Origin of the sequence: Sorangium sp. So ce385 (assembly GCF_051474135.1) — a bacterium.
Lineage (GTDB): Bacteria > Myxococcota_A > Polyangia > Polyangiales > Polyangiaceae > Sorangium > Sorangium cellulosum_D.
Genome location: NZ_CP150337.1, coordinates 1,102,272 through 1,128,749, shown reverse-complemented (window position 1 = coordinate 1,128,749; position 26,478 = coordinate 1,102,272). Strand labels below are relative to the sequence as shown.

Annotated in this window: 20 protein-coding genes; 8 read left to right on the top strand and 12 right to left on the bottom strand. The window is 74.0% G+C overall.

Features of this window, described 5'->3' with window-relative positions:
• Positions 1 to 91 precede the first annotated feature (91 nt).
• The 3 genes from WME83_RS04260 to WME83_RS04250 form a co-directional block, all read right to left on the bottom strand.
• Complete coding sequence (locus WME83_RS04260; protein ID WP_437317969.1) at positions 92 to 1,444, bottom strand: erythromycin esterase family protein; 1,353 nt, start codon at positions 1,442 to 1,444, stop codon at positions 92 to 94.
• Between the two features lie 301 nt (positions 1,445 to 1,745).
• Positions 1,746 to 1,985, bottom strand: coding sequence for a DUF378 domain-containing protein (locus WME83_RS04255; protein ID WP_044985492.1), 240 nt, complete (start codon positions 1,983 to 1,985; stop codon positions 1,746 to 1,748).
• 119 nt (positions 1,986 to 2,104) lie between these two features.
• Entirely contained in the window at positions 2,105 to 2,920 is an 816-nt protein-coding gene (locus tag WME83_RS04250) for an SIR2 family NAD-dependent protein deacylase (RefSeq protein WP_437317968.1), read from the bottom strand.
• A 493-nt stretch (positions 2,921 to 3,413) separates the two neighbouring features.
• Between WME83_RS04250 and WME83_RS04245 the strand changes: the two genes are divergently transcribed.
• The 3 genes from WME83_RS04245 (at position 3,414) to WME83_RS04235 (ending at position 8,452) form a co-directional block, all read left to right on the top strand.
• The gene (locus WME83_RS04245) at positions 3,414 to 5,252 is read left to right on the top strand and encodes a vWA domain-containing protein (protein ID WP_437317967.1); all 1,839 of its coding nucleotides are present in this window, start codon (positions 3,414 to 3,416) and stop codon (positions 5,250 to 5,252) included.
• 568 nt (positions 5,253 to 5,820) lie between these two features.
• Positions 5,821 to 7,524 (top strand): hypothetical protein, encoded by a 1,704-nt coding sequence (locus tag WME83_RS04240; protein ID WP_437317966.1) that lies wholly within the window; start codon positions 5,821 to 5,823, stop codon positions 7,522 to 7,524.
• A gap of 82 nt (positions 7,525 to 7,606) precedes the next feature.
• Complete coding sequence (locus WME83_RS04235; RefSeq protein WP_437317965.1) at positions 7,607 to 8,452, top strand: ribokinase; 846 nt, start codon at positions 7,607 to 7,609, stop codon at positions 8,450 to 8,452.
• Between the two features lie 40 nt (positions 8,453 to 8,492).
• Here WME83_RS04235 and WME83_RS04230 read toward each other — a convergent pair whose 3' ends face one another.
• Positions 8,493 to 9,026: a DUF2505 family protein gene (locus tag WME83_RS04230; protein ID WP_437317964.1), complete on the bottom strand. Its 534-nt coding sequence runs from the start codon at positions 9,024 to 9,026 to the stop codon at positions 8,493 to 8,495.
• Positions 9,027 to 9,405: 379 nt separating this feature from the next.
• Here WME83_RS04230 and WME83_RS04225 point away from each other — a divergent pair, with 379 nt between their 5' ends.
• Together WME83_RS04225 and WME83_RS04220 are read left to right on the top strand one after the other, a co-directional pair.
• Positions 9,406 to 10,461 carry a retropepsin-like aspartic protease gene (locus WME83_RS04225; RefSeq protein WP_437317963.1) on the top strand — a complete coding sequence of 352 codons (1,056 nt, stop codon included), beginning with the start codon at positions 9,406 to 9,408 and terminating at the stop codon, positions 10,459 to 10,461.
• A gap of 196 nt (positions 10,462 to 10,657) precedes the next feature.
• Positions 10,658 to 12,115, top strand: a complete 1,458-nt coding sequence (locus WME83_RS04220) for a cyclic nucleotide-binding domain-containing protein (RefSeq protein WP_437317962.1) — start codon at positions 10,658 to 10,660, stop codon at positions 12,113 to 12,115.
• A gap of 54 nt (positions 12,116 to 12,169) precedes the next feature.
• On the opposite strand, the gene WME83_RS04215 is transcribed toward WME83_RS04220, so the two are convergent.
• From WME83_RS04215 to WME83_RS04195, 5 genes are all read right to left on the bottom strand, one after another.
• On the bottom strand, positions 12,170 to 12,715 hold the full coding sequence (locus WME83_RS04215) for a hypothetical protein (RefSeq protein ID WP_148313296.1): 546 nt from the start codon (positions 12,713 to 12,715) through the stop codon (positions 12,170 to 12,172).
• Between the two features lie 178 nt (positions 12,716 to 12,893).
• Positions 12,894 to 15,014 (bottom strand): ATP-binding protein, encoded by a 2,121-nt coding sequence (locus tag WME83_RS04210; protein WP_437317961.1) that lies wholly within the window; start codon positions 15,012 to 15,014, stop codon positions 12,894 to 12,896.
• 120 nt (positions 15,015 to 15,134) lie between these two features.
• Positions 15,135 to 16,223, bottom strand: a complete 1,089-nt coding sequence (locus WME83_RS04205; RefSeq protein ID WP_437317960.1) for a MaoC family dehydratase — start codon at positions 16,221 to 16,223, stop codon at positions 15,135 to 15,137.
• Between the two features lie 119 nt (positions 16,224 to 16,342).
• Complete coding sequence (locus tag WME83_RS04200) at positions 16,343 to 18,109, bottom strand: acyl-CoA dehydrogenase family protein (protein WP_437317959.1); 1,767 nt, start codon at positions 18,107 to 18,109, stop codon at positions 16,343 to 16,345.
• Between the two features lie 403 nt (positions 18,110 to 18,512).
• Positions 18,513 to 19,421 carry a polyprenyl synthetase family protein gene (locus WME83_RS04195; protein ID WP_437317958.1) on the bottom strand — a complete coding sequence of 303 codons (909 nt, stop codon included), beginning with the start codon at positions 19,419 to 19,421 and terminating at the stop codon, positions 18,513 to 18,515.
• A gap of 101 nt (positions 19,422 to 19,522) precedes the next feature.
• Here WME83_RS04195 and crtD point away from each other — a divergent pair, with 101 nt between their 5' ends.
• From crtD to WME83_RS04180, 3 genes are read left to right on the top strand one after another with little or no spacing between them, the layout of a single operon-like run.
• On the top strand, positions 19,523 to 21,079 hold the full coding sequence (gene crtD, locus WME83_RS04190) for a 1-hydroxycarotenoid 3,4-desaturase CrtD (RefSeq protein WP_437317957.1): 1,557 nt from the start codon (positions 19,523 to 19,525) through the stop codon (positions 21,077 to 21,079).
• Positions 21,076 to 21,960 (top strand): carotenoid 1,2-hydratase, encoded by an 885-nt coding sequence (locus WME83_RS04185; protein ID WP_437317956.1) that lies wholly within the window; start codon positions 21,076 to 21,078, stop codon positions 21,958 to 21,960. The genes crtD and WME83_RS04185 overlap by 4 nt, the downstream gene beginning before the upstream one ends.
• Positions 21,957 to 22,448 carry a beta-carotene hydroxylase gene (locus WME83_RS04180; RefSeq protein ID WP_437317955.1) on the top strand — a complete coding sequence of 164 codons (492 nt, stop codon included), beginning with the start codon at positions 21,957 to 21,959 and terminating at the stop codon, positions 22,446 to 22,448. Before WME83_RS04185 ends, WME83_RS04180 begins: the two co-directional genes overlap by 4 nt.
• Here the strand turns inward: WME83_RS04180 and WME83_RS04175 are convergent.
• The 3 genes from WME83_RS04175 to WME83_RS04165 are packed head-to-tail and all read right to left on the bottom strand — an operon-like array spanning position 22,433 to position 26,422.
• On the bottom strand, positions 22,433 to 23,896 hold the full coding sequence (locus WME83_RS04175) for a lycopene cyclase (protein WP_437317954.1): 1,464 nt from the start codon (positions 23,894 to 23,896) through the stop codon (positions 22,433 to 22,435). The genes WME83_RS04180 and WME83_RS04175 overlap by 16 nt on opposite strands.
• Entirely contained in the window at positions 23,893 to 24,849 is a 957-nt protein-coding gene (locus WME83_RS04170; RefSeq protein WP_437317953.1) for a phytoene/squalene synthase family protein, read from the bottom strand. Before WME83_RS04170 ends, WME83_RS04175 begins: the two co-directional genes overlap by 4 nt.
• A complete protein-coding gene (locus WME83_RS04165; protein WP_437317952.1) occupies positions 24,830 to 26,422 on the bottom strand; it encodes a phytoene desaturase in 1,593 nt (530 codons plus the stop codon). Before WME83_RS04165 ends, WME83_RS04170 begins: the two co-directional genes overlap by 20 nt.
• Between the last annotated feature and the right edge of the window lie 56 nt (positions 26,423 to 26,478).

Genomic DNA, 26,478 nt, shown 5'->3' with positions numbered 1-26,478 from the left:
GCCGGGGTCTCTGTTACCTTCTGTTACCGGCGCGCGCCGCGGGGAGGCGACTCGCCTCTTGCCCGATGGCCAGAGCGCCTGATCCCAGCGCTCACACCCCTGTCGGGTACGTCTCCGCCTCGGGCTCGCGCCGCTCGGCGGTCCACTCCAGCGGCCTCACCGCGGTCGTCTCGTCCATGTGGATGACCGCGTCGAACTGCTCGCTGAGCCTCGCGTGGAAGTAGTGGCTCGCCCGCTCGGTCTCCGGGAGGTAGAGCACGCCGATCGCGCGCTCGAGCGAGCGCTCGCGCAGCGCCTCGACGAGCTCGCGGCGCGCGCCCGCCCCGGGCCGCAGGTCGAGCCAGAAGCGCGAGAGCTCCGTGTCGTGGAAGAGCCGCTCGTAGCTGTTCGGCAGCGACGGCCGGACGCGCTTGATCTCCGCGGGGTCGCCCCACTCGGAGGCGGCCATCACGGTGCCGGTGTGCGTCGAGAAGCCGACGAGGAAGGTGCCTTCGCCGAAGCGCTCGCGCAGGAGCTGGCCGACGTTCCACTCGCCCGATTCGCCCATCTGCGTCGCGCGCGCGTCGCCCAGATGCGAGTTGTGCGCCCAGAGGACGGCCCGCGTCGGCGCGTGGAACCGGTCGAGGTGCGCGACCAGCGCCTCGACGGTGTCGGCCATGTACCGGTCGCGGAGGTTCCACGACGACACGGGGCCGCGGAACATGGTGCGATAATACTCCTCGGCGCTCTGCACGAGCCGCGCGTTCTGCTCGACCTGGAAGTACTCGTCCTCGGCGACGCGCCCGTCGAGCTTCGCGTACTCGGCCTGCTTCTTCATCAGCTCCATCAGCTGCTCGACGACCTCGCGCTCGCACGACCCGCTGAGCTCGAAGCCGGCCGCGTACCCGTACACCTGCGGATCCTCGCTGAACCGGTCGAAGCAGCCGTAGCGGCGCCGCGCCCGCTTGGCGGCCTCGGGATCGACGCGGTCGAGGTACTCGAGGACGGCCTCCATCGAGGCGTGCAGGCTGTAGAGGTCCATGCCGTAGAAGCCCGCCTTCGCCTGCCCGCGCGGCACGCCGGCGTTGTGCTCGCGGAGCCAGCGGACCAGGCCGAGGACGTCCTCGTTGCGCCACATCCACTGCGGGAACCGCTTGAAGCCGGAGAGCGCCTCGTCGGCGCTGCCGTCGTCGTCCATCCCGCGGACGTAGCGGTTCACGCGGTACGCGTCCGGCCAGTCGGCCTCGACGATGACCGCGGTGAAGCCCTTCTCGGCGATGAGCCGCCGCGTGATCTGGGCGCGCGCCTGGTAGAACTCGTGGGTGCCGTGCGTGGCCTCGCCGAGCAGGACGAAGCGGCGATCGCCGATCGCGTCGAGCAGCGCGTCGTAGTCGCGCGCGCCGCCGCGCAGCGGCCGGGCGGCGTCGCGGACGAGGGCGGTCACGGGTTCTCGAGAGCTGGGCATGGTGTCACTCCTTGGTCCGTGGCGGCCGCGGCAGCCTCGGGACACGGCAGCTCGTCTCCAGCCCGCCGGATCGACGCCTCCGGCGAACGGCAGAGGATGCCCGTGAATTGCCGCTGTGCTCGCTGTTCCATGGATCCGGATTCGGTGTCTGGATAGGCGCCATGAGTTGCAAAACCCGCGCCGGAACAGACCACGACCTCAGGAGCCGCCCGACTCCCAGAGACTCCGGAGCTCGGCTCGGCGCGCGTGCTCCGCGCCGGTGCGCCCGATCGAGCCCATGCCGCTCACGGCAGGGTGTCGCTCACGGCATGGTGGAGACGCGCGCGCGCTTTCCGAGCTGGACCGAGGCATAGAGGAGATAGAGGCCGGCGAGCCCGACGAGCACGTAGACGATGCGGCTGATCGTGCTGAGCCTGCCGAAGATCGCCGCGACAAGGTCGAACTCGAACAGCCCAACGAGCCCCCAGTTGACGGCGCCGATCACGGCCAGCACGATCGCGGCCCACGTTAGCCCTGAAATCCCACGGTTGACCTGTTCCATGCCCCCGGGAGAAGCACGAGCCGCGCCGCGCGCGACGTGCACCGCGCGCCCGCTGCGGCGCTGACGCCGCCGGCTCGCTCGGCGGGCGCGAGGCGGTCATGCGTGCGTCGGCGCGGCGGTCATGCGTGCGCCGGCGCGACGTCGAGCAGCGAGGGGAGGATCTCTCCCGCGCCGCCGGTGAACACGAAATCGCAGAGGCTGGTAACCGCGCTGGGCTCGACGTTGACCTCGGCGATGAGGGCGCCGTGGCGCTTGGCCAGGGGGACGAACCCCGCGGCCGGGTACACCACGGCCGAGGTGCCGACCACGAGCAGGAGGTCGCAGCCGTCGACGCCGGCGGCCGCCGCGGCGAGGTCGCTCTCTTTCAAGGCCTCGCCGAACCAGACGACGTGCGGGCGCTGCACGCCGCCGCAGGGGCAGTGGGGCAGCTCCGCGGTGGTGAAGCGGCGGGCGCGGGTCTCCGGATCGGGGGAGCCGCTCCCCGCGAAGGCGGGGGTGATGGGCACGTCGCGGTTCTCGGTCACGCTCCCGCACGAGAGGCAGCGCACCTGCCACAGCGAGCCGTGGAGCCGCACCGGATCCTGCGAGCCCGCCTGTTCGTGCAGGCCGTCGATGTTCTGGGTGATCAGGGTGAAGGCGCCGCCGGCCTCCCGGAACCGCGCCTCCAGCCGCGCCAGCGCGTGGTGGCCCGGGTTCGGCTGGCAGCCGCGCGCGCGCTCGCGCCGGTGGTTGTAGAACTCCCACACGAGGCCCGGATCGCGCTGCCACGCCTCGGGCGAGGCGAGGCTCGTCGCCTCGTAGCGCCGCCACAGCCCCCCGGCGCCGCGGAACGTGGGGATGCCCGACTCCGCCGAGACGCCGGCGCCGGTCAGGACGGCGATCTTCCTGGCGCGGCGCAGGCTGGACTGGAAACGCTCGCGGCTCGTTGCGCTCATGGCGGACCTCCTGAGAATCGAGCAGGGAGGCGGGAAGGCGGGAGGGCGATCGCGCCTGCCCGGTGCTCCCCGCGTTCCAGCGCACTCTAGCGCACGCCGCGGGGCGACGTCTGCGCCGCGGCCGGCGCGCGCCGCACCGCGACCGCGTCCACGATGGCCGGCCGCGCCCCCGATCCCGGCTGCGGCGGAGGCGCCGCCGACGCGCCCTCGATTTCGGGTGTAAGCCGCCGGAGGCGACCGCGTTTCCCTGGCACTCGGACGCGCCGGGGCCCGCCACCGCGAGCCCCGGCCGCGCCGGACCCTTCGTCGGCCGCCGGACGACCAGCGGCTCGCGGCTCTCGCGCGGCGAGGCGGCGGAGGGATCCGTCTCGCCCCTGAACGGGGGCCGCGCGTGCGGCCCTCGCGAGGACGTGTGTCGGGGTCGGCGATGGCCGCCCCGCGAGAACGCACTGCGGGGATCCGCGCTCGCGATCCCCTTCAAGGAGGACACCTTATGCGCATCCGGCCCCTCGATCTCGTCGCCCCTGCTCTCCTCGCCGCGCTGCTCGTCGGCTGCGGCGGCGCCGCGCCTGTCGCCCGGGAGCCGGCAGCGCCGGCGGGGCCGGCAGCGCCGATGGACACCGCCGTCGCGCCGTCGATGCAGCCGGAGTTCGACGCTCCGCAAGAGCAGGGCCGCGCGTCCGCCGCCGCGGAGAAGGCCGAGGAGGCGGACGCCTCCGGCGCCCCGGCCGTCGCGGCGGCTCCGCCCCCGCCCGCCTCGCCGTCGCCGGTGGCCCCGTCGGCCGGCGCGACCGCGGCAGGCAAGCCGGAGGCGCGCCGCAGCGTGGCGGGCGCCGCGCCGGCGCCGAAGAAGGTCTCCGCCCCGGCGCCGGTCGCCGCGCCGCGCCCCGCCGCCCCGCCCGCGGCGGTCGCCGTGACGGCGCCCGAGCCCCAGGGCAGCGAGTCGTACCGGGACTACGGCGTCAACCCGGTGGAGGACCCCGCGAAGGACCGGCTCTCGACGTTCGCGATCGACGTGGACACGGCCTCTTACGCGATCGCGCGCCGCAAGATCCTGGACGGCGCCCTGCCCCCCTATCAGGCCGTGCGCGCCGAGGAGTTCCTCAACTACTTCGATTATGGCTATGCGTCCCCCACGGCGGGCCCGTTCGCGGTGCACCTCGCGGCCGCGCCCTCGCCGTTCACGGTGGGCCATCACCTCGTGCGCGTGGCGGTCCAGGGCAAGCGCGTGCCGATCAAGGAGCGGACGCCGGTGCACCTCGTGTACCTCGTCGACACGAGCGGCTCGATGCACGCGCCGGACCGGATCGAGCTCGCGAAGAAGAGCCTGCGGATGCTCACCGAGTCGCTCAAGCCGGGGGATACGGTCGCGCTCTGCACCTATGCGGGCAGCGTGCGGGAGGTGCTGGCGCCGACCGGCATCGAGAGCAAGGGGAAGATCCTCGCGGCGATCGCGGACCTCACGGCGGGCGGCTCCACCGCCATGGCGAGCGGGATCGATCTCGCCTACAGCCTGGCGGAGCGGACGCTCGTGAAGGGGCATATCAACCGTGTCGTCGTGCTCTCCGACGGCGACGCGAACGTCGGCCCGACCTCTCACGAGGAGATCCTGAAGACCATCAAGCGCGCGCGGGACAAGGGGATCACGCTGTCCACGGTCGGCTTCGGCCAGGGCAACTACAAGGATGTCATGATGGAGCAGCTCGCCAACCAGGGCGACGGGAATTACGCGTACATCGACAGCGAGGCGCAGGCGCGGCGGGTCTTCTCCGAGCAGGTGGGCGGGATGCTCCAGGTCATTGCGCGCGACGTGAAGATCCAGGTCGAGTTCGATCCGAGCTTCGTGAAGAGCTATCGGCTGATCGGCTACGAGAACCGCAACGTGGCCGACCGGGATTTCCGGAACGACAAGGTGGACGCGGGCGAGATCGGCGCCGGTCACAGCGTGACGGCCATCTACGATGTCGAGCTCAAGGACGCCGCCCTGAGGGGCGCGGGAGCGGCGCCGCTCGTCGTGCGCCTCCGCCATAAGGCGCCGCTCGGCTCGGACGTGGCCGAGGAGACGCTGGTCAAGATGGCTCCGGGCGCCATCGCCCCCACCTTCGACGCGGCGCCGGCCGATCTTCGCTTTGCGTCCGCGGTGGCCGGCTTCTCCGAGATCTTGCGCCACAGCCCGCATGCGCGCTCGTGGAGGCTCTCCGACGTCGAGAAGATCGCGAGGGCGGCTGCGTCCAGCAAGGGCGATCAGCAGGAGTTCATCGGCATCGTCCGCCGCGCCGGCGCGCTCGCGGGCGGCAAGACGGACGCGGTGGCCGCGAGGGGCGCCGACTGACCGGCCCGGGAGGCGGCGGTGCTTGCCGGGGGGGACGGCATTGCTGAAGCAGCAGTGGCTCGAAGGCGAGGTGTAGAGATGCCAGGATGAGGGAGGTAGAGAGAAGAAGAGTTAACGCGAAGGCGCAAATGCGCAAAGACGCGACGCCGGCAACCGGCACATCGAGCCGTGACAGGGAACGACACGCCGGAGCTCGGACGTATTTTCGAAGCGCACTCTATTGTACAAGCGCTCACCGCGGATCACAGCGCCGGCTCCCTCCAGCGGCCCCCTCGCGGTACCGAACCGCGATATCGCAGACCTGCGCCGCGTGGAAGCGCAACGCCCGCCACCCACGACGAAAGCCGATGAACGCCGATGAACGCCGATGGACGCCGACGAGCGCGGACGGCAACCGACCGACGAGAGCAACCGGCAGACTGGATTCCAGCGCGACGCAGATCCATTGCAGTTTCTCGACTGGAATCCGCAGAACTGTGACTTGACATCTCGTCACCGATGTCGCTTTTATCATTCACCGTCCTCGGGCGTTTCGCGCGGGACGAAGGCGGGAAGCGAGGACGCTGCCGTGGAAGCGCTGTGCGTAACGATGCGGGGGCGGTGCCGGTATTGCCAGGCGATGCTGCCCATCAACCGGGTCGACACGAAGATCTTCTGCTCGGGGTGCGGCACGTTCACCGAGATCGCCAACCGCGTGTGGCATCGCATGCTACGCGAGCCGCTCTACCGCGCTCCGCGCCTGCTGCCCGGCGAGGTGCAGCGTGTGCAGGAAATGTCACTGTCGCTCGAATTTTCTCGGTCGAAGCCCGCGTGCCGCTCTTGCCGGACGCCGCTCGCGGTGGATTCGAGCGCGCTCACGCCCCTCTCGTGCTCGAGCTGCGGGGCGCAGCACGCCCGCCGCCGCTGGCCGGCCGCCATCCCCATCGCCGGGCTCGACCCCGAGGCGGTCCTCGTCGGCGAGGAGGCCGAGACCGCGCCCCCGGACGAGCGCCCGGACGCCCCAGGGCTCGATCCGTCGCCCTGCGCGCTTTGCGCCGGCGCGCGCGACTCCAGCGCTCCCGGGGAGGGCTGCGAGCGCTGCGCCGCGGCCCCGCACGTCCCCGAAACATCCTCGCAACGAGCCCGTGACCGCGCGCCGATAACGTGGCTCATCGCGTCCGAGCGGTTCGCCCCCATCAGCGGGCACGCCGCGCCCGTGCAAGAAGGGCTCTTCGACTGGAGAGAGGCGCCCAGGGTCGCTCCGCTCGACGACGGAGGGTTCGTCCTGCTCTCGCTCGCCAGCGGAGAGTGGACCGGGCCGCGGCGGAGCGTCGACGAGGTGCACGAACGCGTCGTCATGGCGCTCGACCCGGACCTCCGGGTGCGGTGGCTCCGGCGCGAGCGCGTCCCCGGCAGGCTCGGCAAGCAGGCGCTCGGCCTCGCGTCCGACGGCGAGCGCATCATCCTCTATTCCTCCCGCGAAGGGCACGAGGTGCTCGACGGCAAGACGGGCGCCTCGCTCGGGAAACATGCGACGAGCGACGCGATGATCGCGTCGCTCCACGGGCGGGAGGCGCGCGCCCTCGGCCTCCACCTGCGGATCGACAAGGGACGCCTCGCCGTGGTGCACGGCGACGCCGCCGCGCTCCCCGGAGCGGTCCTCGGCCGGCGCGGCGTGAAGGTCGTCCGGCGCCTGCCCGGCGGCGGGCTCGGCGTCCTCTCCCGCCACCGCGGGGTGCGGCTCGACGTCGTCGATCCGCGCGGCGGGCTCAGGACGTTCCTTGTCAATCCGAAGGACGGCTCGCTCGACGGGCTCTCGTTCTCGGTCAGCCGGAGCGGGCTCGTCGGCGTGCTCAACCACCGCCGCCTCTGGGTGGCCCAGCCCGGGGACGAGGAGCTCCGCACCTGCCTCGACGGCCCGGCCGATCGCGTTTGGCGCGACTCGGTGCTCCTCGCCGCCGACGACGGCGTCTGGCTCTTCGAGAACGGCTCGGGCGCGCGCCGCTACGCCCCAGACGGCGCCTTGCTCTTCGACGCCGAGATCTGCCCGCGGCCCAAGGCGCGCACGCCGGCGCAGCTCGCCAGCGAGTCGACGCAGAAGCGGATGGAGAGGGCCCGGAGACACCGGCTCTCGCGCGCCGGCAAGGCGGAGCACGAGCTCGGCGAGGGCGCGCGGAGCGAGGCGGCGCGCCAGACGAAATGGCCGCTGCGCGCGCTCGCATGGCTGCTCGGCCGCACGACGCTGCTCGCCCTCGGGCTCGCCCTGGGGCCGAGCGGCGCGCTCGGCGGCTGATCTCGCGCGAGCGGTCACCTCTCATCGGCGCGAGGGCCCGCCCCGCGGCGCCGCGCCGCCGCGTTCGTGGTATGCGGCGGACATGGGGTTGCTCGCGATCTGCGGCTCGATCACCGCCGATCTCCTCGGTTACGGCCCGCGGCTGCCGCGCCCGGGCGAGTCGGTGCTGGGCCGCCGCTTCCTCGTCGCGCCGGGCGGCAAGGGCGCGAACCAGGCGGTCGCGGCGGCGCGCTCCGGCGCCCGCGTGCGGCTCGCGGGCGCGCGCGGCGACGACGCCCACGGCGAGCTCTGCGCCGCCGCGCTCGTCGCCGACGGCGTGGACCTCTCCGCCGTGGCGGTCCACCGCGGCGCGACGACCGGCGTGGCCCTCATCTGCGTCGACCACGCCGGGGAGAACCAGATCCTCGCGATCCCCGGCGCCAACGCGCTCGTCGCGCCGCCCGCGCCGTGCGGGGCCTCGGTCTGGCTGTGTCAGGGCGAGATCCCGGCCGAGGCCATCGCCGGCGTGCTGTCGGCGGCGCGGGCGGACGGCGCGCTGTCGATCTGCAATCCATCGCCCGTCAACGCCATCGACCCCGCGCTCGTCGGCCGGTTCGATCTCGCCGTGGTCAACGAGCTCGAGCACGAGGCGCTGCGAGGTCACCTGCCGGAGCGCGTGGTGCTCACCCGCGGCGCGCGCGGCGCCGTGCTGCTGCCCTCGGGCGAGGAGCTCCCCGCCCTCCCCGCCCGCGCCGTCGACACGACCGGCGCGGGGGACGCGCTCGCGGGCGTGCTCGCCGGCGGGCTCGCCTCCGGGATGGCCATCGAGGCCGCGCTGCGCCTCGCGATCGCGGCGGCCGGCATCTCGGTCGAGCGCGAGGGGTGCCAGCCCTCCTATCCGACCCGCGCCGAGGTGGAGCGCCGCCTCGGCGCCTCCCCGAGCCCGTGATCGCCGCTCCGCCCGACCTTCCGGGCGGGGCGCGCTGCCCTCACGCCGGCTGGACGCTCGCCTCCGCCCGGGCCGGGTGCTCCGCGATCCATCGATTCAGGAACGCCGCGCTGTCGTCCCAGCCCGCGCGCATCTCCTTTTCCATGAGGCCCTCGAGCATCTTGCCGAAGCCGAAGATCTTCGCCTCGATCGTGGCCCTCGCCACGCGCGTCACCTGGCCGGGGCCTGACGGCTCGACCTGCAGGGTGCCCGAGTTGCGCAGCCGATCGGAGAGCAGGCTCGGCGCCATGGTCCAGCTCCACGTCCGCGCGGCCTTGTCGAAGACGCTCTCCTCGACGTAACGGAAGTTCGGCCCGAGCATCGATTGAAGGGCGGCGGGGAGCGCGTGGATACGGGGTTGCCCGACCGCCTTGCGCACCCGCGTGCGCTCGTCCTCCCGCTGCTCCAGCACCTCGAACGAGGGGAATTTGAGGACGTCGCGGTACATCCGTTCATTGACCTCACCGCTGAAGAACAGCTCCCAGAAGGTGCCCTCGTCGCAGCGGATCACGTGCCTCGCCTCGATGTGGATCATGCGTTTTCCCTCTCCTGCGGACACCTTGGAGCCGGACGGGCCGACTGACAACCGGCGCGAGGAACCTCGGCGCAGATGCCTTGGCGCCGCCCGCGCGCGGGTGCCTGCGCGCCGCGAGAGTGGCAGAGAACACGAGGGCACCCGTCGATCCGCCGAGGTGCGGTTTCTGCTGGCGACACATCTCAAGGTCGACTGCGCTCACCTTCGCGGCGCTCCGGGCTCATCGGTAGAGGCCGCTTGACCGAGGTCGGGCGCCGGCCAATGATGGATTGATGACGATGCGAGAGAGGCTCTCCTCTGCGAGCTCTGCGAGGAGAGGCGAGCGCGGCGAGGCCCGGGGCCGGCCTTCACCGCGGCAGGTCGAGCGCTGGTGACGCGGGTGAAGCGCGCTCGTGGGGGTGCCGCCCTCGCGCTCTCGATCTCCCTCGCCGCCGGCGCGCTCGCGGCGGCCGGCTGCGCCGAGCCCGCCGCGGTCCGCGCGGCGCCCGCCTCGGCGCACGGCGCGGCGCCGGTCGAAGGCGCCGCCGTCGGGCCTCCGCCCGCAGAGCCGGCGGGCTCGGCGGCGTCGGCGCCGGCGCCGGCGAGCGCCGGGGGGCGCCGGGCGAGCCTCCAGTTCGAGCTCAACGAGCGCCCGTTCCCCTCGCCGCTCATCGATGCCGTCGTCGCCGGCCAGCCGACCGCGCTGATCGTCGACACCGGCGCCTCCCACCACGTGCTCGCCCGCTGGCTCGCCGACGAGCTCGCGCTGCCGCTCTCGACGGCCGGCGACGTCGCGGTCGATCACGCGGGCAGGCCCCTGCCGGTCTCCCGGATCGAGCGCGCGACCATCGCGCTCGCCGGGTGGGGCTCGGTGGACGCGCCCGCGCTGCTCGTCGTCCCCGTCCCCGACGCGCTGCAGCGGCTCGGGATCGGCGGCGTCCTCGCGCCGCAGGCGCTGGCCGGGGCGGGCCGCGCGGTCGTGCTCGACCTGCGCGAGGGCCGGATGACCGAGGCGCCCCGCGACGAGGCCGCCCGCGCGCTCCGGGCGCGGTTCGGCGAGGCCGCGGTCGCGGAGCTCGGCCACTGCGGCAGCCCGAACCAGGGCCACGAGATCACCGCCGCGGCGACGGTCGACGGGATCGCCGTGACGCTGAAGGTCGACTCGGGCGCGTCGCAGAGCTCCCTCTTCGCCGCCTCGCCCGCGGGGAGGCGGCTGTCGCGCCGGGCGGCCGGCGGCCGGAGCGCCTACGCCGCCTCCGGCAAGCACACCGTTCCGGTGCTGTCAGGCGCTCGCCTCCACCTGGCGGGGTTCGACGCCGCCGCGGAACTCGATCTCTTGCCCGGCGAGCGGCGGGGGGCCTGCCCGTCGGACGGATTTGCCGGAATGGATGTGCTCCGCACCTGTGTGCTGCTGCTCGCCGAGGACGGCGGCCTCGCGGCCTGCGCCCCGCGGTGAGCGGAGCGCGCGCGCTCCCGCGTTGAGGGCCGCGGCCCTGGGCCGGGGCCGAGCCGCCGAGGGGCGCGCCATGCCCCAGCGAGGTCGCGATGCGTCGTGGTAGAAGAGGCGCACGCGTGGACGTCCGGTCGCCGCGGCGGGGGAGGGATCCAGCTCGCCGCGACGCGGAGGCGTCGCGCGGTGGTCGGGAGGCATCATGTCGACAGGTTTCGAGTTCTTGACCCAGGATGACGAGCGGCTGCTGCTGGAGAAGTCGACCTGCGTCACCTACCGACCGGGCGAGCAGATCCTCGAGGAGGGCTCGCGCAGGCAGGGCATCTTCATCGTGCGCAGCGGCCTGGTCGGCGTCGAGGTCGCCCACCTCGGGCGCGGCGTGGCCCTCCGCCAGCTCGGCCCCGGCGCGATCTTCGGCGAGATGTCGTTCCTCGAGAGCGCCGCCGCGAGCGCCTCCGTCGTCGCCCGCGAGGAGTGCACCCTCGACGTGATCGAGGGCCCGTATGTCCACTCGCTGCTTGCCTCCGTCCCCGGCCTCGCGGCGCGCTTCTACCAGTCGCTCGCGATCATGCTCGCCCAGCGCCTCCGCGAGAACACCGCGATGCTCCCCCCGCTCCTCGTCGAGGACGTGCCCCAGGTCAACCGCTTTCACGCGGCGAGGACGGGCCAGGCCGGCACCAACAACATCCCTCCGAAGCTCATCGACACGGTCGAACAGTTCAAGTTCGAGATGATGATCGCCGACAGGATGGTCAAGGAGGCCAAGCACCCCGAGGCGGAGATCCAGGAGAAGGTGAGCGCCGCGTGCCAGACGATCGTGTCCGCGCTGCGCGAGCACATCGAGCGCGAGCGCCACCTCGAGAAGGGCATCGGCGCCTACGTCTTCCGCGAGACCTTCTCGCTCTTCATGCTGAGCCGCACCGTCGACCGCTGCTACACGAAGCCGCGCGGCTACGCGGGCGATTTCTATACGATCGAGATGATGTACAACGACGAGCCCTCGGGCGACGGCCGCCTCGGCCGCTTCATCGACCATTGGGGGCTCGAGCTCGAGGCCTGCCGCGCCGTCAAGAACAGGCGCGGCGTGCTGAGCCGCGCGCTCCGGGAGGCCTGCCGCGTCCACGGGCCCGGCCAGATCCTCGTGACCAGCCTGGCGAGCGGCCCGGCCCGCGAGCTGTTCGACCTCTTCGCCGAGGGGGGCGAGCCGCCCGACATCAAGGCGACGTGCATCGATATCGACAACCAGGCTCTCGCCTACGCCGCCGGCATCGCCGAGGAGCTCGGCGTCATGGACCGCTTCAGCTTCGCCCAGGACAACGTGGTGCGGCTCGCCCACGGCCGCGGCAGGACGGTGCTCAAGCCCCAGCACATGATCTACAGCATCGGGCTCACCGACTACCTCCGCGACGACCTCGTCGTGAGCCTCCTCAACTGCATGCACGACAAGCTCCTCCCCGGGGGCATCGCGGTCGTCGGCAACTTCGGGGTGAACAACCCGAGCAAGGCCTTCATGGACCACGTCCTCGAGTGGGAGCTCATCCATCGCAGCGCCGATGATCTCAAGACGCTCTTCGCCCGCTCGAAGTTCGGGACCACCCCCGTCGAGGTGCGCGCCGAGGAGGCGCAGGTCAACCTCTTCGCGTTCTGCACCAAGACGTGACGCGCCCGCCGCGGCCCCCGCGCCGGCGCGCGGCGCGACCGCGCCGCCGCGGCCTCAGCGGAGCCAGCGCACCTCATACTCGCAGGTGGGGTGTCCCTCGAAACGGCACCTCGTGTGGAGGCTCTGCCCGCCCCGCGCGCCCGAGAGCCGGAGCGCGTTCTCCTGCCACGCCGGCACGGCGTCTCTGCAGATCTGGCGCCCCGGGTCGGACTGAGGATCGACGCCGAGGTAGAGGATCAGGCGGAAGAACCGCTCGCCCTCCGCGAGCGGGGCGAGCCGGCCCCCGTTGAAATACATGCCCCACATCACGCCGGCCTGCCGCATGACGAGCGCGGGCGTGCCGAGCTTGATGAGCACCTTGTGCGCCAGCGTCAGGTCCTGCTCGGCGACGTAGGCCGCGAGATCGCGGATGACACCGGTCTTGTTGGGCCACCTCGAGATCTCGTCCGCGATGGCGTTCCAGACCGCGACCGGGTACCAGCTGTGCGCCACGAGATCAGGCGAGGAGAAGACCGCGCGGGCGGCGGCGGGCAGCTTGGCGTCGAGGACCGACATGGCCTGGCTCCCCCACCGCGTCTGCAGGTAGGTCCTCGTATGCATGAGCGCTGAGCCCCGGATCTTCATCGAGACGGCCGCCCGTCCAGGATAGATGCTCCCCGGCCGCTCGGGCCAGCGCGGAGCGGCGGCGCCGGAGCGCGCGCGGACACACGCCCGCACACGCGGCGCGCTCCGGCGCCGCCGCTCCGCCGTGTGTGCCCTCCGTCGCGCGCGGGCGCGCTCACTGCAGGCGCTCGGCGGCCGCCGGCGGCGGCGCGTCGCCCGGGCCCTTCGCCCGCCGAGCCTGCGCGGACGCGTCGAGCACGGCGCGCACCGCCTTCGCGAGCTGCGTGGGCGTGTACGGCTTGGAGAGGAAGTGGACGGACCCGTCGAGCAGATCGCCCGGGAAGAGGGAGTCCTCGGTGTAGCCCGACGCGTACAGGACGGGCAGCGGCGCGCGCGCGCGGGCGAGCGCCGCCGCGACCGCGGGGCCGCGCGCGTCAGGCAGGACCACGTCGCTCACGAGCAGGTGGATGACGCCGGAATAGGTCGCCGCGAGCGCGACCGCCTCCTTGCCGTTCCGCGCCGCGAGGACCGAGTAGCCGAACGAGCGCAGCGCGGTGACGCAGAGGTCGCGCACCTGCGCCTCGTCCTCCACGACGAGCACCGTCTCCCCGCCCCCAGAGACGGCGGAGGGCGCCCGCGCGGGCTGCTCGGACGGCGCGCCGCGCACGCGCGGGAAGCAGATCGTGAAGCGCGTCCCCTCGCCGGGGGCGCTCGAGAACCAGATGTGGCCGCCGTGCTGCTTCACGATGCCGTGGCACGTCGCGAGCCCGAGCCCCGACCCCTTGCCCGGCTCCTTCGTCGTGAAGAACGGCTCGAACACGTAGTGCCGGATGGCGTCGTCGATGCCCTGCCCGGTGTCGGTGACCGTGAGCTCCACGTAGTCGCCGGGCTCGATCTCGGGCCTCGACGCCGCGTCGCCCGCCTCGATCGTCGTGTTCGCGGTCTCGATGGTCAGGCGGCCCCCGGCGGGCATCGCGTCGCGCGCGTTCACGGCGAGGTTCATGAGCAGCTGCTCGAACTGGCCGCGATCGATGTGGATGGGCCAGACCTGGCTCCCCGGCAGCACGGCGAGCTCCACGTCCTCGCCGACGAGCGGGCGGAGGAGCGGCTCGACGCCGAGGATGAGCGCGTTCGGGTCGACCACCGTCGGCTGGATGAGCTGCTTGCGCGCGAACGCGAGCAGCTGCCGCGTGAGCGCCGCGGCGCGCTCCGCGGCGGTGCCGATCTGCGTGAGGTGATCGAGCACGGGCGACGACGGCGGCACCTTGCGCACCGCGAGCTCTCTGTGCCCGAAGATCGCGGTGAGCATGTTGTTGAAGTCGTGCGCGACCCCGCCGGCGAGGCGCCCGATCGCCTCGAGCTTCTGGCTGTGCAGGAGCTGCTCCTCGAGGCGCCGGCGCTCGGTGATGTCGAGGCTCGTGCCGACGAGCCCCGTGATCGCCCCGGCGTCGTCGGTGAGCAGCTGCGCCGCCATCTGCACGTGCCGCAGCTCCCCGCTCGACGGGCGCACGACGCGGCACTCGACGGGGCTCGCGATGCCGAGCGGCGACGCGCTCTCCGCGCCGCCGAAGACGCGGTGGCGGTCCTCCGGGTGGATGAGGCTCGCGAAGAGCTCGAACGTCGGGCGCACCGACGGGTCGACGCCGAGGATGTGGAAGAGCTCCTCGGACCAGCGGATGGTCCGCGACGCGAGGTCGTAGGACCAGCTGCCCACCTGGGCGATGCGCTGCGCCTCGTTGAGCATGCGCTCGCTGCGGCGGAGCTCCTGCTCGGCGCGGCGGCGCTCGGTGAGGTCGACGACCGCGCCGAAGAACCGGGTGGGCGGGCCCGCCCCCTCGACGACGGGCAGGCTGCTCAGGAGGCACTCCCGCACCGCGCCGTCCCGGTGGAGCACGCGGAACGCGCGCGCGCCCGATCCCTCGCCGGTCTCGATCGCCAGCTCCAGGCCGGCGCGCATCTGCTCCCGGTCGTCGGGGTGGATGGCCGCGAGGAACGTCTCCGTCGACGGTTTGTCCGTCGCGGGGTCGCAGCCCAGGATCCGGAACAGCTGCCGCGACCACGTGACGTGGTTCGAGCCGATATCCCAGAGCCAGTTGCCCATCTGGGCCGCCTGCTCGGCCTCGTCGAGCTGCGCCTCCCACCCGATGGCGACGGGGCCTCGCGCGCTGCCCGGCTCCGCGGGCCGGTCCGGGCTGGAGCCGCGCTGGCGTGACGCCTCGGCGCGGGACAGCGCCTGCTCCAGCTCGGCGACGCGCGCGCGGAGCGCCTCGAGCTCACGGCTCGCAGCCGCGCTCATGGCCGTTCTGTCCCTCGTCGCGGAGCGCCGGTGCTCATGACGCGCATTGTATGCCGCGGCGCGCCCCGCGGGGGATCCCTCTTCTGCGGCGCGCTCCGCGGTCGCGGCGCGCGAGCGCGCCTAGCCCCTTCGCCGCACGAGCAGCGTTCGCGTGATCTCCACGACCTTTTCCTTGACCCTGCCGTCGGCCTTGCCGAGCTCGGGGGTGAACAGATCGGCCCCCTGCTCGAGCAGCGCGCGCGGCGGCGTGTTCTTCACGCCGACGATCCGGAACGTGACGCTCCCCGCGCCCGCGCCGGCCTCTTCCCGGGCGATCACCTTCGACGCGGCGAAGAGCGTGTCGCCCGCGAGGACGCCGCTCGGGTGGGCGCCGTCGTCGAGGCCGAGGTCCCAGACGCCGCACCCGGCCGTGTCCCGGCTCGAGAGCGCGAGCACCCAGGACAGCACGAGCCCGCCGTGGACGACGCGCGTCTTCGCGAAGGAGCTCGCCTTGCAGTACTGCTCGTCGAGGTGCAGCGGGTGGGAGTTGCGCAGGAAGGTCGCGAGCTGCATGTGCTCGCTGTCGCCGACCGTCCGGCCGACCTCGTGGGTGAGGACGTCGCCCACCTCGAAGTCTTCCCAAAAGCAGGCGAAGCCGCCGTGGCGCGCCGGCGGCGCGAGCGGGCCGCCGAGCTCTCGCGGCAGGCGCCCCGGGGGCTCGTCCGGCTGCACGACCGCGTGCGGCGCGTCCGCGGGGCGCTCCGCGACGCGGCCGGGGGGCACGAGCGCCTTGCGCTCGAACGAGCAGACGAGCTGCCCGTCCTGGTTCACCACCTGCGTCCGGACGTGGACGACGCCCTTGTCGCCCGTCGACACCGGCTTCTTGCCGATGACCATCGAGCTCGCGCGCAGCGTGTCCCCCGGGTAGCAGGCCTCCGGGAACCGCACGTCGATGTACGCGAGGTGCGCGATCGCCTGCTCGCTCACGTCGTGGACGCTGAAGGAGATCCCGAGGTTGAGGAGCAGCAGCGGGCTCACCGGCCTGTCCCTGAGCCCCACCGCGCGGGCGGCGACGCGGCTCGAGTAAGTCGGGATCGCGTCCTGGAACGAGGCCGCGAAGAGCGCGAGCATCCCCTCGTCGACGGTGACATCCCAGGGGTGGGCGTACACCGCGCCGACCGTGAAATCGTCGAGCTTGCGGCCGTAGCGGGGAGAGCGGACGCGGACCATCGGTCCGCGCGATGATGGCACAGGCGCGCACCGCTGACGACGGCGCCGCCCGCGCGCGCTGGCCCGGCGCGGCGCGCGCGCCCACGGCCGCGTGCGCTCGCGCGCCGGAGCGGGCCCGCTCAGGGCAGCGATCCTTCGAGCAGGGCGCGCGCGATGCCCTGCGCGAGCACCTCGCGCGTGCCCAGGTGGAACGCGAGGCTGCGCGCGTCGAGCAGGAGCCGCGCCGGGACCGAGCTTTCTGCGTAGCCGTTCGACCCGTGGATCTGCATGCAGGCGTCGGCCGCGTCCCACGCGGCGCGGCTCGAGAACAGCTTCGCCATGGCGGACGTGAGCTCGCACGGCTGCCCCGTGTCCGCGGCCTGCGCCGCGGCGCGCGTGAGCTGGCGCGCGGCCGCGACGCGGGCGATGAGCCCGCCGATCCGGTGCGCCACGCGCGGGAAGGAGATGAGCTGCGACCCGAACTGCACGCGCGTCCTGGCCCGCTCGAGCGCGAGCTCCAGCGCGGCCTGCGCCACCCCCACGCCGCACGCCGCCGCGTAGACGCGGCCGATCGCGAGCGACCGCTGGATCTGGGCGATCCCCTCGCCCTCGCGCTCGCCGAGCAGCGCCTCGCGGCCGACCTGGAGCCCCTCGATGCGGAGCTCGTAATGGCCCATGCCGCGCTGTCCGAGCGCCCGCAGCTCGGACCCGGCGATCCCCGCGTCCGGGAAGTCGGCGCCGGGCGCGCCGCGCCGCTTGGCGATGGCGAAGAGGCTCGGCCCGAGCGGCTGCTGCCCCTGTCCGCCGTGCGCCGTCGTCCTCGCGAGGGTGAGCACGAGGTCGGCGCGCGACGCGCCGGTGACCCAGGTCTTCTTGCCGGTGATGAGGTAGCTGCCGTCGGCCTGGCGCTCGGCGCGCGTGGCGACGCGCGCGAGGTCCGACCCGTAGGCGGGCTCCGAGAGCGCGAGGGCGCAGCGCGCCTCGCCGCCCGCGATGCGCGGCAGCCAGGTCCTGCGCTGGAGGTCCGTCCCGGATCGGGCGAGGAGATCCGCCGCGATGGATGCGGTCATGGTGAGCACGCCGAAGCCGAGCGACCCGCGCGCGAGCTCCTCGACGGCGGCGGCCATGGCGGCCGCGCCGAGCCCATCGCCGCCGTGCTCCGGCGCGGTGGCCAGCCGGAACACCCCGAACTCCCCCATGCGGCGGACGATCGACTCCGGGATGAGCCCGTTGCGCCGGTGGATCTCCGGGGCGAGCGGCTCGACCAGGCGCTCCACGAAGTCGCGCATGTTGTGCCGTATCCAGCCGACGCGCTCGTCCTCGGCGCCGCCGCAGCCGGGGATCCCTTGCTCCGCGGCCGTTCGCGCGAGCGCCGCCACGGCCGCGCCCGAGCCCGCGGCGCGCGCCCACGCCGTGACCGCGGGGTGTCCGATCGCCTTGGCGACCTCGTCGTCGCGGAGCTCGAGCTCGCCGAGCGGCGCGATCTCTCCGCCTCCCAGATCGACGCCTCCGCGCAGCGAGAGCACCAGCGCTCCGGCGTGCGCCTCGGCGACGGCCCTGGCCTCGCCGCCCGCCTCGCACGCCCAGCTGGCGAGCGATCTGCAGGCCTCGATCTCCGCGTAGAGGTGGGCGAGCGCGTGGGCTGCGAGCTGGTGTCGATCGAGCAGCATGCGCGACACGTGCAGCGGCACGGCGGCGCTCGGCCGGACGAAGCTCGCGCTCCTCGGCGCGCCCCGGAGGCCTGCGTTCGTCGGGCTCCCGACGTCCACCACCCGGTCGCGGAGCCGCCCTCGCGCGACGCGCGCGAGCTGCTCGACGGAGGTGATCGCCTCGCGCATCCCCCCTGGGCTGTCGGCCTCGAGCTTGCGAGAAACGATGGTGGCGTGCTGCTCCCGAATCGCCCTCATCCCCAATCCCCCCGATCGCGGACTACGACCCACCCCTTGCTTCACGAGGCGCAGGGCATATCCCCTCTGCGCCGCCCCACGCTCATGCCCGCCGCGGCAGGCGCGGAAAGGTCTGGCGAGGATGGCACTCCAAACACCGTTCGTCGAGCCGGCCCGCACGCGCTCTGTCTCGCATCGACGCCGTATTAAGGCCTTTCCCGAAGCCCGTTGTTCGCTTCCGTCCGGCGACGCGCAAACAGCCCTGTTCCTCCGCAACCCCTAAGTCTCGGACGGCCCGCCGAGCTCCCCCCTTTGAACGGCCGTAGGCCCCCGAGGGCACGCGACGTCCCAGGCGAGCTCAGCCCGTCCGCGTCCGGCGCGAACACACCCTCCTCCGGGGGCCGCGCACGCCGAGCAGAGCCCGCTACGCGGAGCTCATGTTCGAGACCTCCGCCCGCCTCGCGCAAGCCCGGAGGAGCCTGTCCCCCAGCTCGACCGCCCACGACCGCACGTCGTCGGCCCGCGGGCACTGCGGCACCGACTCGACCGCGTCCTGGATGAGCCGCTGGAGCAGCCGCGTCGTCCCCGAGAGCCCGAGCTCCAGCGCCGTGTTCGGCCGCCCCAGCGCCCCGTCCCGCCCCGCCGGCTTGCCCATGTCCTCCGGCTGGCCGATCAGGTCCAGCACGTCGTCCGCGACCTGGTACGCCTCGCCGATCCGCTGCCCGAGGTCCCCCCAGGCGGCCCCGTCCTGGCCCGCCGAGAGCGCGCCCAGCGTCGCCGCCGCCTCGAACAGCGCCCCCGTCTTCGCGCGCCGGTACGCCGACAGCGCGACCTTCGCCTCCGACTCCCACGCCTGCCCGGCGATGATCCCCTGGGGCATCCCGACGCCGCCCGCGAGCACCTCGAAGAACCGGACCGCCCGCCGCGCGTCCGACACGCCGCTCGCCACCGCGTGGAAGGCGCCGCGCGCCAGCGCCTCGAAGGCGAGCACGATCAGCTGATCGCCGGCGAGCACCGCGATCGGCTCGCCGAAGGCCCGGTGGACCGAGGGCTGGCCGCGCCGGAGCGGCGCGTCGTCGAAGCACGGGAGGTCGTCATGGACCAGCGACGCGCAATGGATGAGCTCGACCGCCGCCGCCGCCGCGTCGGCGACCTCCGGCGCAGGATCGCCGTACGCCGAGGCGACGGCCAGGCAGAGCCGCGGCCGGATGCGGGCGCCCCCAGGGAAGACGGCGTGGTGCGTCGCCGCGAGGAGCCCGGGCGGCGACGCGGGCGAGGAGAGCGACTCGATGGCGACGAGAAGGACGCGCTCGATCCGGCGATCGAAATCCATATCGACCGAGTTTTGGGCGATGATCGAGGGATTGTCAACAGTTTGAACACGACTTAAACAAAGTATAGACAAACCGCGCGCGCCGGGTACACTGCGGATCCATGGTGGACAAGAGAGATCGCGTCGTGGTGATCGGCGGGGGCATCGGCGGGCTGACCGCGGCCGCGCTCCTGGCATCGAACGGGCTCGACGTCGTGCTACTCGAGCGGGCGGCGCGCGTCGGCGGAAAGATGCGCGAGTTGGCCATCGGCGATCGCCGCCTCGACGTCGGCCCGACGACGCTCACGATGCGGTGGGTCTTCGACGAGATCTTCGCGTCGCTCGGGCTCCGCTTCGGGGACTGCGTGCCGCTCCGCCCGGTCGAGACGCTCGCGCGCCACGCCTGGCTGGACGGCTCGAGGCTCGATCTCTTCGCGGACCTCGAGCGCAGCGCGGACGCGATCGGCGCGCTCGCGGGCGCGCGCGAGGCGGACGGGTACCGCCGGTTCTGCCGGTACGCGCGCGAGATCTTCGACGCGGTGGAGGCGCCGTTCATGCGCGCGGAGCGGCCCACGCTCAAGACGATCCTGAGCACGGCGGGCAGCCTGGGCCTCGGCGGGATGATGAAGATCGACGGGCACCGCACCCTCCACCGCGCGCTCAGCGACTTCTTCGCGGACGCGCGCCTGCTCCAGCTGTTCGGGCGGTACGCCACCTACTGCGGCTCGTCGCCGTACCTCGCGCCCGCGACGCTGAGCGTGATCGCGCACGTGGAGCGCGAGGGCGTCTGGGCCCCCGAGGGCGGGATGTACCGGGTGGCCGAGGCGCTCGCCGCGGCCGCGATCCGCGCCGGGGCGATCCTCCGCTGCGGCGCGCACGTCGCCGCCATCGAGGACGGCCGCGGCCGCGCGACGGGCGTCGTGCTCGAGGGCGGCGAGCGCATCGAGGCCGACGCGATCGTGATGAACGCCGACCCGGCGGCGCTGCGGAGCGGCCTCTTCGGCAAGCGCGCCGCCCGCAAGGCCCCGGCCGAGGCGCCGCGGTCGCTCTCGGCGCGCACCTTGGCGCTCGTCGCCGAGGTGAGCGGCTTTCCCCTGCTCCGGCACAACGTCTTCTTCTCGAGGGACTACGAGGCCGAGTTCCGCGACCTCTTCGAGCGCGCCGAGACCCCGCGCGACCCCACCATCTACATCTGCGCCGAGGACCGCTGGAGCCAGCCGCCCCCCGAGCTCGACGCGGCGCGCGCGCTCGCAGAAGAGCGCCTGTTTTTCATCGTCAACGCCCCCGCGACCGGTGATATGCACACCCCCTCATCCACGGAGATCCACGAATGGGAACAGCGCGTGTTCCAGCAACTGCAGCGGTTCGGCCTCTCGCTGAGGAGCACGAGCCACTCCCCGGTGTCGACGACGCCGGCGGACTTCGAGCGCATGTTCCCGGCGACGGGGGGCGCGCTGTACGGGCCGGTGTCCCACGGGTGGAACTCCACCTTTGCGCGCCCGGCCTCGCGATCGAAGCTCCCGGGCCTGTACTTCGCCGGCGGGAGCGCGCACCCGGGGGCGGGCGTGCCGATGGCGGCGCTGAGCGGCCACCTCGCGGCGCGGAGCGTGATGGAGGACCTCGCTTCGACCTCGAAATCCCGAGCGGCGGCTACGCCTGGTGGTACCTGGACGCGGTGAGCGACGACGGCCGGAGCGCGATCACGATCATCGCGATGCTCGGGAGCGTCTTCTCGCCCTACTACGCCAGGGCGCGCGCGCGCGGCGCCGCGGACCCGCTCATGCACTGCGCGATGAACATCGCGCTGTACGGCCCGCGCGCCGACCGCTGGGCGCTGACCGAACGGCCGCGGGGCGCCGTCTTCAGGGCGCCGCGGTCGCTCGCCATCGGCCCGAGCGTGATGGAGTGGTCCGGGGGCGAGCTCCGCGTCGCCTTCGACGAGGTCACGGCGCCGGTCCCCTCGCGCCTCGCCGGGACGGTGCGCCTCCGCCCGTCCGTGCCCGAGGCCGCGGCGCTGGGCGCGCGCGCCGGGGTCGCGCTGGACCGAGCGGGGCGGCACCGCTGGTCGCCGCTCGCGCCGATCGCGCGCGCCGAGGTCGAGCTCGCGCACCCGTCGCTGCGCTTCTCCGGCAGCGCCTACCTCGACACGAACGCCGGCGACGAGCCGCTCGAGCGCGCGTTCGAGCGCTGGACCTGGTCGCGCGCGGTCGGGTCGGACGGGATCGCCCTCACCTACGATGTCCGGCGCCGCGACGGCACGCGCATGCTCCTCTCGCCCGCGTTCGACGCGAGGGGCGGGGCGCGCGAGCTCCCGCCGCTCGCCGCGCGGCCGCTCGGCGACACGCGCTGGGGCATGGCGCGGGAGATCGCCGCCGACCCGGGCTCCGCGCCGCGGCTCCTCCGCACCTACGAGGACACGCCGTTCTACGCGCGTTCCCTCGCGGCCGCGACGTTCGGCGGCAAGCCGGCGACGGTCGTCCACGAGGCCCTCTCGCTCGACCGCTTCGCCAGCCCCTGGGTGCAGCTCCTCCTGCCGTTCCGCATGCGGAGGGCGCGATGACGCTCGCGATCTGGATCGCCACGGCGCTCGCCGCCTTCGCGGTCATGGAGCTGTGGGCCGCGCTCCTCCACGGCAGGGTCTGGCACCACGCCCTCTGGAGCATTCACCGCTCCCACCACACGAAGCGGCGCGGCGCCTTCGAGCAGAACGACGCGCTCGCGTTCCTCCACGCCCCGATCGCCGCCGGGCTCATCATCTACGGCGTCGACGGCGCGCCGGGGCCGCTGCGCGAGGCCGCGTTCGGCTTCGGCCTCGGCATGACCGCCTTCGGCCTCGCGTACATCCTCGTCCACGACGGCCTCGTCCACCGGCGGCTCCCGGTCTCGGGCCTCGCGCGCATCCCCTACCTCGCGCGCGTCCGCGACGCGCACCGCGTCCACCACAGCACCGGCGGCCCGCCGTACGGCCTGTTCCTCGGCCCCCTCGTGCTCGCGCGCCGCACAGCGGCGGGCGCCGCGGAGGACGCGCGCACTCAACGCGCGCGGTAGAGCTCCCGCGCGAGCCCCGCGCCCCAGCGGCCGATAGCCCGGAGCGGCAGCGCGCTCACGACCTCGCGGTACACCTCGGGCCGCCGCGCCGCCGTCTCCCGCAAGAATCGAACGAAATCGGCCGCTTGCATCTCGTCGCGCAGCAGCGCCGCGTAGGCGTCGTCGCCCATCGCGTGGAGCACGGCGAACGCCGTGTTGAGGAGCGCGTTCATCTCCCCTGCCCTCGCCCCGCCGGCCGGCCTCGCCATGAGGGCCGCCAGCGCGCCGGTGCCCGCGTGCACCGGCGCGTCGCGCGCCGCGCTGGGCGCGCTCGGGTCCGCCACCGCGCGCGCCAGGTCGGCGGCCGTGGTCGCGAGCTCGCGGACGTTCGCGCCGAAGCCGCAGAACGTCAGCGGCGAGTGCCGCGCCGCCGCGTCCCCCACGAGCCGCACCCGCCGCCCCGGCGCGCGCGGCGCGGGCGACAGCCGCGACCAGCCGGGGATGAACCCGAACGTCGGCCGGACGAGCCGCGCGTCGCCCTCCTTGTACCGCGAGAGGAGCCGGAAGAACCGCGCGTAGAGCGACAGGAGCGCGCCCGGCCCGACGTCCCCGGAGCGCGCGTAATAGAAGAGGTAGACCGTCGTCTCGCCCGGCCGCCCCGGGAACGCCTCCCAGAGGTGCTGCCGGCCCTCCTCGACGTCCTCCGTGGTGGCGAGGATCTCGCCGACGTCCGGCCGGATCCGCCGCTCGCCGTCGCCCTCGGCCAGCCCCGCGAGCACGCCGCCCACCGTCGGACAGACCAGGTCCGCGGTCGCGTAGGGGCTCGCCGCGCCGCGCGCGTCGACGAGGAGCCGCGCCGACAGGCCGCGCGGCGCGGCGCCCGGCCGCGCCTCGGCCACCGCGAGCGCGACCGCGTCCGGCCCCTCCGCGTGCCCGAGCAGCGCGTGCCCGTCGAGCAGCGTCACCCCGAGCGCCTCGGCCCGGGCCCGCGCCGCGGCGAGCAGCCCCCCCGCGTCGATGGCGTGATCGAGCACGCCGCGCACCGGGTACGTCCCGCCGCCGTGCCAGCGGCACAGCCCCTCGACGTAGCGGGCGACCACGAGCCGCTCCACCTCGCCCGGCGCGAAGATCCCCGACGCCTCGAGCGCGGCCACCTCGGCCGTCCCGGCGTTCCACTCGCGGTGCGCCGCGCCGATCCGCGCCCGGTCGAGCACCGCGACCCGCAGCCCGGCCGACGCGAGCATCGGCGCGAGCAGGAGCGACAGCCCGCCGCCCGCGATGACGACGTCGAAATCGACGGCCGCGCCCCGGTCCGGCGGCCGCGGCGGCGGCGCCGGCCCCGGAGGCGCGGCCCGCGCCGCGTCGAGGTGCTCGAGGCGCGCGAGCAGCGCCTCGCCGCCCGCCTCGCGCACGCGCGCCCGCGCCGCGTCGCGCTCCCGCGCCGCCGCGCCGCCTGCCCCGGCGCTCATCGCGCCGCCTCCAGGAGGAAGCGGACCTCGTCGAGCGGCGGCGCCGCGCCGTGCTCGCGCTCCTCCGCCGGCGCGACCGGCCTGCGGACGAGCGCCTGCAGCACGAGCCACAGCTTGCGGCCCGGCGACACCACGGCCCGCGCCGACACCGAGTCGAAGCCGCGGCGCGCGATCTCGCGCCCGATGTCCGCGTAGATCAGCCGCGCCGCCTGGATCGCGGCGCGGCAGTCGCGCGGCAGCATCGGGATCCCGGCGCCCGCGCGGCGGTAGAGCACCTCCGCCTCGTCGAGCAGCCGCGCGACGAGCCGCCCGAGCCGGTCGTCGAAGGCGGGCCGCAGGAGCCACGCGTCCGGCTCGATCCCGGCCTCCCGCATCCACGCGAGCGGCAGGTAGATCCGCCCGCGCCGGGCGTCCTCTCCCACGTCGCGCGCGATGTTCGTGAGCTGCATGGCGACGCCCAGATCGCACGCCCGCGCGAGCGCGTCGGGCCCGCGCGCCCCCATGAGCGTCGACATCGTCGCGCCCACGGCGCCCGCCACGCGCGCCGCGTAGGCGTTCAGCTCCGAGAGCGTCTCGTAGCGGCGCCCCTCCGCGTCCCACGCGAACCCCTCGAGCAGCGCCTCGATGAACGCGCGCGGCAGCGCGTGCGCCGCCATGACGTGGGCGAGCGCCCGGTCGACGGGGCCGTCGTCGGGGCGACCCATCGCCGCGCGCGCGAGCCGCTCGCGCAGGGCCGCCACCGCCGCCGCGGCGGCCGACGGCGGGGCGTGCTCGCCGAGCTCGTCGACCGCGTCGTCGGCGACGCGGCAGAACGCGTAGAACGCCGCGGCCGGCTCCCTCACCCGCGCGGGCAGGAGGAGCGCCGCCGCGGCGAAGCTCTTCGACCCCTTGCGCAGGAGCGCCCTGCACGCGGCGAAGTCCGCCGCCGACGCCTCAACCGAAGGTCGATGCATCCGGCACCACCCGATCCAGCACGCGCGCCGACGAGAGCACCCCGGGCAGGCCGGCCCCCGGGTGCGTCCCTGCCCCGACGAGGTAGAGGTGCTCGACGTCCTCGCTCGCGTTGTGGGGCCGGAAGAAGGCGCTCTGCGTGAGCACCGGCTCCGGCCCGAACGCCGCGCCCCGGAACGACAGCAGCCGGTCCTGAAAATCCTGCGGCGTGAGGAGCCGCGAGCTCGCGAGCGCGCCCTCGAGCCCCGGCAGGAGCGTCGCCTCGAGCAGCGCCGCGATCGAGCGCCGGTAGCGCTCCTGGGTCGCGGGCCAGTCCGTGCCGCTGAGCAGGTTCGGCACCGGCGACAGCACGTAGAACGCGTCGCACCCGGGCGGCGCGAGGGCCGGGTCCGTGGCGGTCGGCCGGTGCAGGTACAGGCTGAAGTCGTCTGCGAGCACGTGCCTCTGGAAGATGTCCTCGAGCAGCGGCCTGTACCGCGGGCCGAGGAGGATGGTGTGGTGCGCGACGTCCGGGTACTGCCGGCGCGTGCCGAAGTACCACACGAAGAGGCTCATCGAGTAGCGCTGCCGCTCGATGCGGCGGTCGGTCCAGCGCCTCCGCGCCTCGGGCGCCACGAGGTGCCGGTAGGTCCACGCCGAATCCGCGTTCGAGACCACGACGTCGGCCGCGAGCCGCTCCCCCGACGCGAGCTCGACGCCCCGCGCGCGGCCGCCCTCGACCGAGATGCGCCGCACCTCGGCGCCGCACCGCACCGATCCGCCGAGCCCCTCGATGAGGGACACGAGCCCGCGCACGAGGGCGCCCGTGCCGCCGATGGGGAAGTGCACGCCCCAGTTGCGCTCGAGGAACGCGATCAGGCTGTAGATCGAGGTCGTCGAGAACGGGTTCCCGCCGACGAGCAGCGGGTGGAAGCTCAGCACCTGGCGCAGGCGGTCGTCCTTCACGTGCTTCGCGACGAGCCCGTAGACCGTGCGGTAGCTCTCGAGCCGCATCATGTCGGGCACGATGCGCGCCATGTCCGTCCACGACCCGAACGGCACGTGGGCGAGCTCCTCGAACCCGACGCGGAAGATCGCCTCGCTCCGCTTGACGAAGCGCTCGTAGCCCTCGACGTCGCCGGGTGACAGGCGCGCGACCTCGGCGCGCATGGCGGTGGCGTCGCCCGTGTAGTCGAAAGTCACGCCGTCGTGGAAGCGGATCCGGTAGAACGGCGCCACCGGCCTGAGATCGACGTCGTCGGCCATGTTCCGGCCGCACAGCTGCCAGAGCTCCTCGAAGAGGAACGGCGCCGTGATGACGGTCGGCCCCGCGTCGAAGGTGAAGCCGTCCTGCCGGTGGACGTACGCGCGTCCGCCCGGCGCGTCGAGCTTCTCGACGACCGTGACCTCGTAGCCCCGCACCCCGAGCCGCACGGCCGCCGCGAGCCCCCCGAAGCCGCTGCCGATCACGACGGCGCGCGGCCGCGGGCCCCGGCGGCCCGCCGCGCGCGGCGCCCGCGCCGGTGCAGCCCCGTCCCCGCCCGGCGAGGCGCCGGGCCGCTCTTCCTGCGCCGACGAAGCGCTGGTGTTTTGCATGGCGGCGAGTATAATGTTTGTCCCAGCCTTTGACAAAGGCGAAAACATCTGCACAA

What these genes read in the sequence shown, in the direction of transcription:
- WME83_RS04245 (WP_437317967.1), top strand. Translation starts at nt 3,414, where the DNA reads ATGCGCATCCGGCCCCTCGATCTCGTCGCCCCTGCTCTCCTCGCCGCG.
- WME83_RS04170 (WP_437317953.1), bottom strand. Translation starts at nt 24,849, where the DNA reads ATGCATCGACCTTCGGTTGAGGCGTCGGCGGCGGACTTCGCCGCGTGC.
- crtD (WP_437317957.1), top strand. Translation starts at nt 19,523, where the DNA reads ATGGTGGACAAGAGAGATCGCGTCGTGGTGATCGGCGGGGGCATCGGC.
- WME83_RS04180 (WP_437317955.1), top strand. Translation starts at nt 21,957, where the DNA reads ATGACGCTCGCGATCTGGATCGCCACGGCGCTCGCCGCCTTCGCGGTC.
- WME83_RS04165 (WP_437317952.1), bottom strand. Translation starts at nt 26,422, where the DNA reads ATGCAAAACACCAGCGCTTCGTCGGCGCAGGAAGAGCGGCCCGGCGCC.
- WME83_RS04230 (WP_437317964.1), bottom strand. Translation starts at nt 9,026, where the DNA reads ATGATCCACATCGAGGCGAGGCACGTGATCCGCTGCGACGAGGGCACC.
- WME83_RS04200 (WP_437317959.1), bottom strand. Translation starts at nt 18,109, where the DNA reads ATGAGGGCGATTCGGGAGCAGCACGCCACCATCGTTTCTCGCAAGCTC.
- WME83_RS04195 (WP_437317958.1), bottom strand. Translation starts at nt 19,421, where the DNA reads ATGGATTTCGATCGCCGGATCGAGCGCGTCCTTCTCGTCGCCATCGAG.
- WME83_RS04255 (WP_044985492.1), bottom strand. Translation starts at nt 1,985, where the DNA reads ATGGAACAGGTCAACCGTGGGATTTCAGGGCTAACGTGGGCCGCGATC.
- WME83_RS04220 (WP_437317962.1), top strand. Translation starts at nt 10,658, where the DNA reads ATGTCGACAGGTTTCGAGTTCTTGACCCAGGATGACGAGCGGCTGCTG.
- WME83_RS04175 (WP_437317954.1), bottom strand. Translation starts at nt 23,896, where the DNA reads ATGAGCGCCGGGGCAGGCGGCGCGGCGGCGCGGGAGCGCGACGCGGCG.
- WME83_RS04205 (WP_437317960.1), bottom strand. Translation starts at nt 16,223, where the DNA reads ATGGTCCGCGTCCGCTCTCCCCGCTACGGCCGCAAGCTCGACGATTTC.
- WME83_RS04260 (WP_437317969.1), bottom strand. Translation starts at nt 1,444, where the DNA reads ATGCCCAGCTCTCGAGAACCCGTGACCGCCCTCGTCCGCGACGCCGCC.
- WME83_RS04210 (WP_437317961.1), bottom strand. Translation starts at nt 15,014, where the DNA reads ATGAGCGCGGCTGCGAGCCGTGAGCTCGAGGCGCTCCGCGCGCGCGTC.
- WME83_RS04250 (WP_437317968.1), bottom strand. Translation starts at nt 2,920, where the DNA reads ATGAGCGCAACGAGCCGCGAGCGTTTCCAGTCCAGCCTGCGCCGCGCC.
- WME83_RS04235 (WP_437317965.1), top strand. Translation starts at nt 7,607, where the DNA reads ATGGGGTTGCTCGCGATCTGCGGCTCGATCACCGCCGATCTCCTCGGT.
- WME83_RS04215 (WP_148313296.1), bottom strand. Translation starts at nt 12,715, where the DNA reads ATGCATACGAGGACCTACCTGCAGACGCGGTGGGGGAGCCAGGCCATG.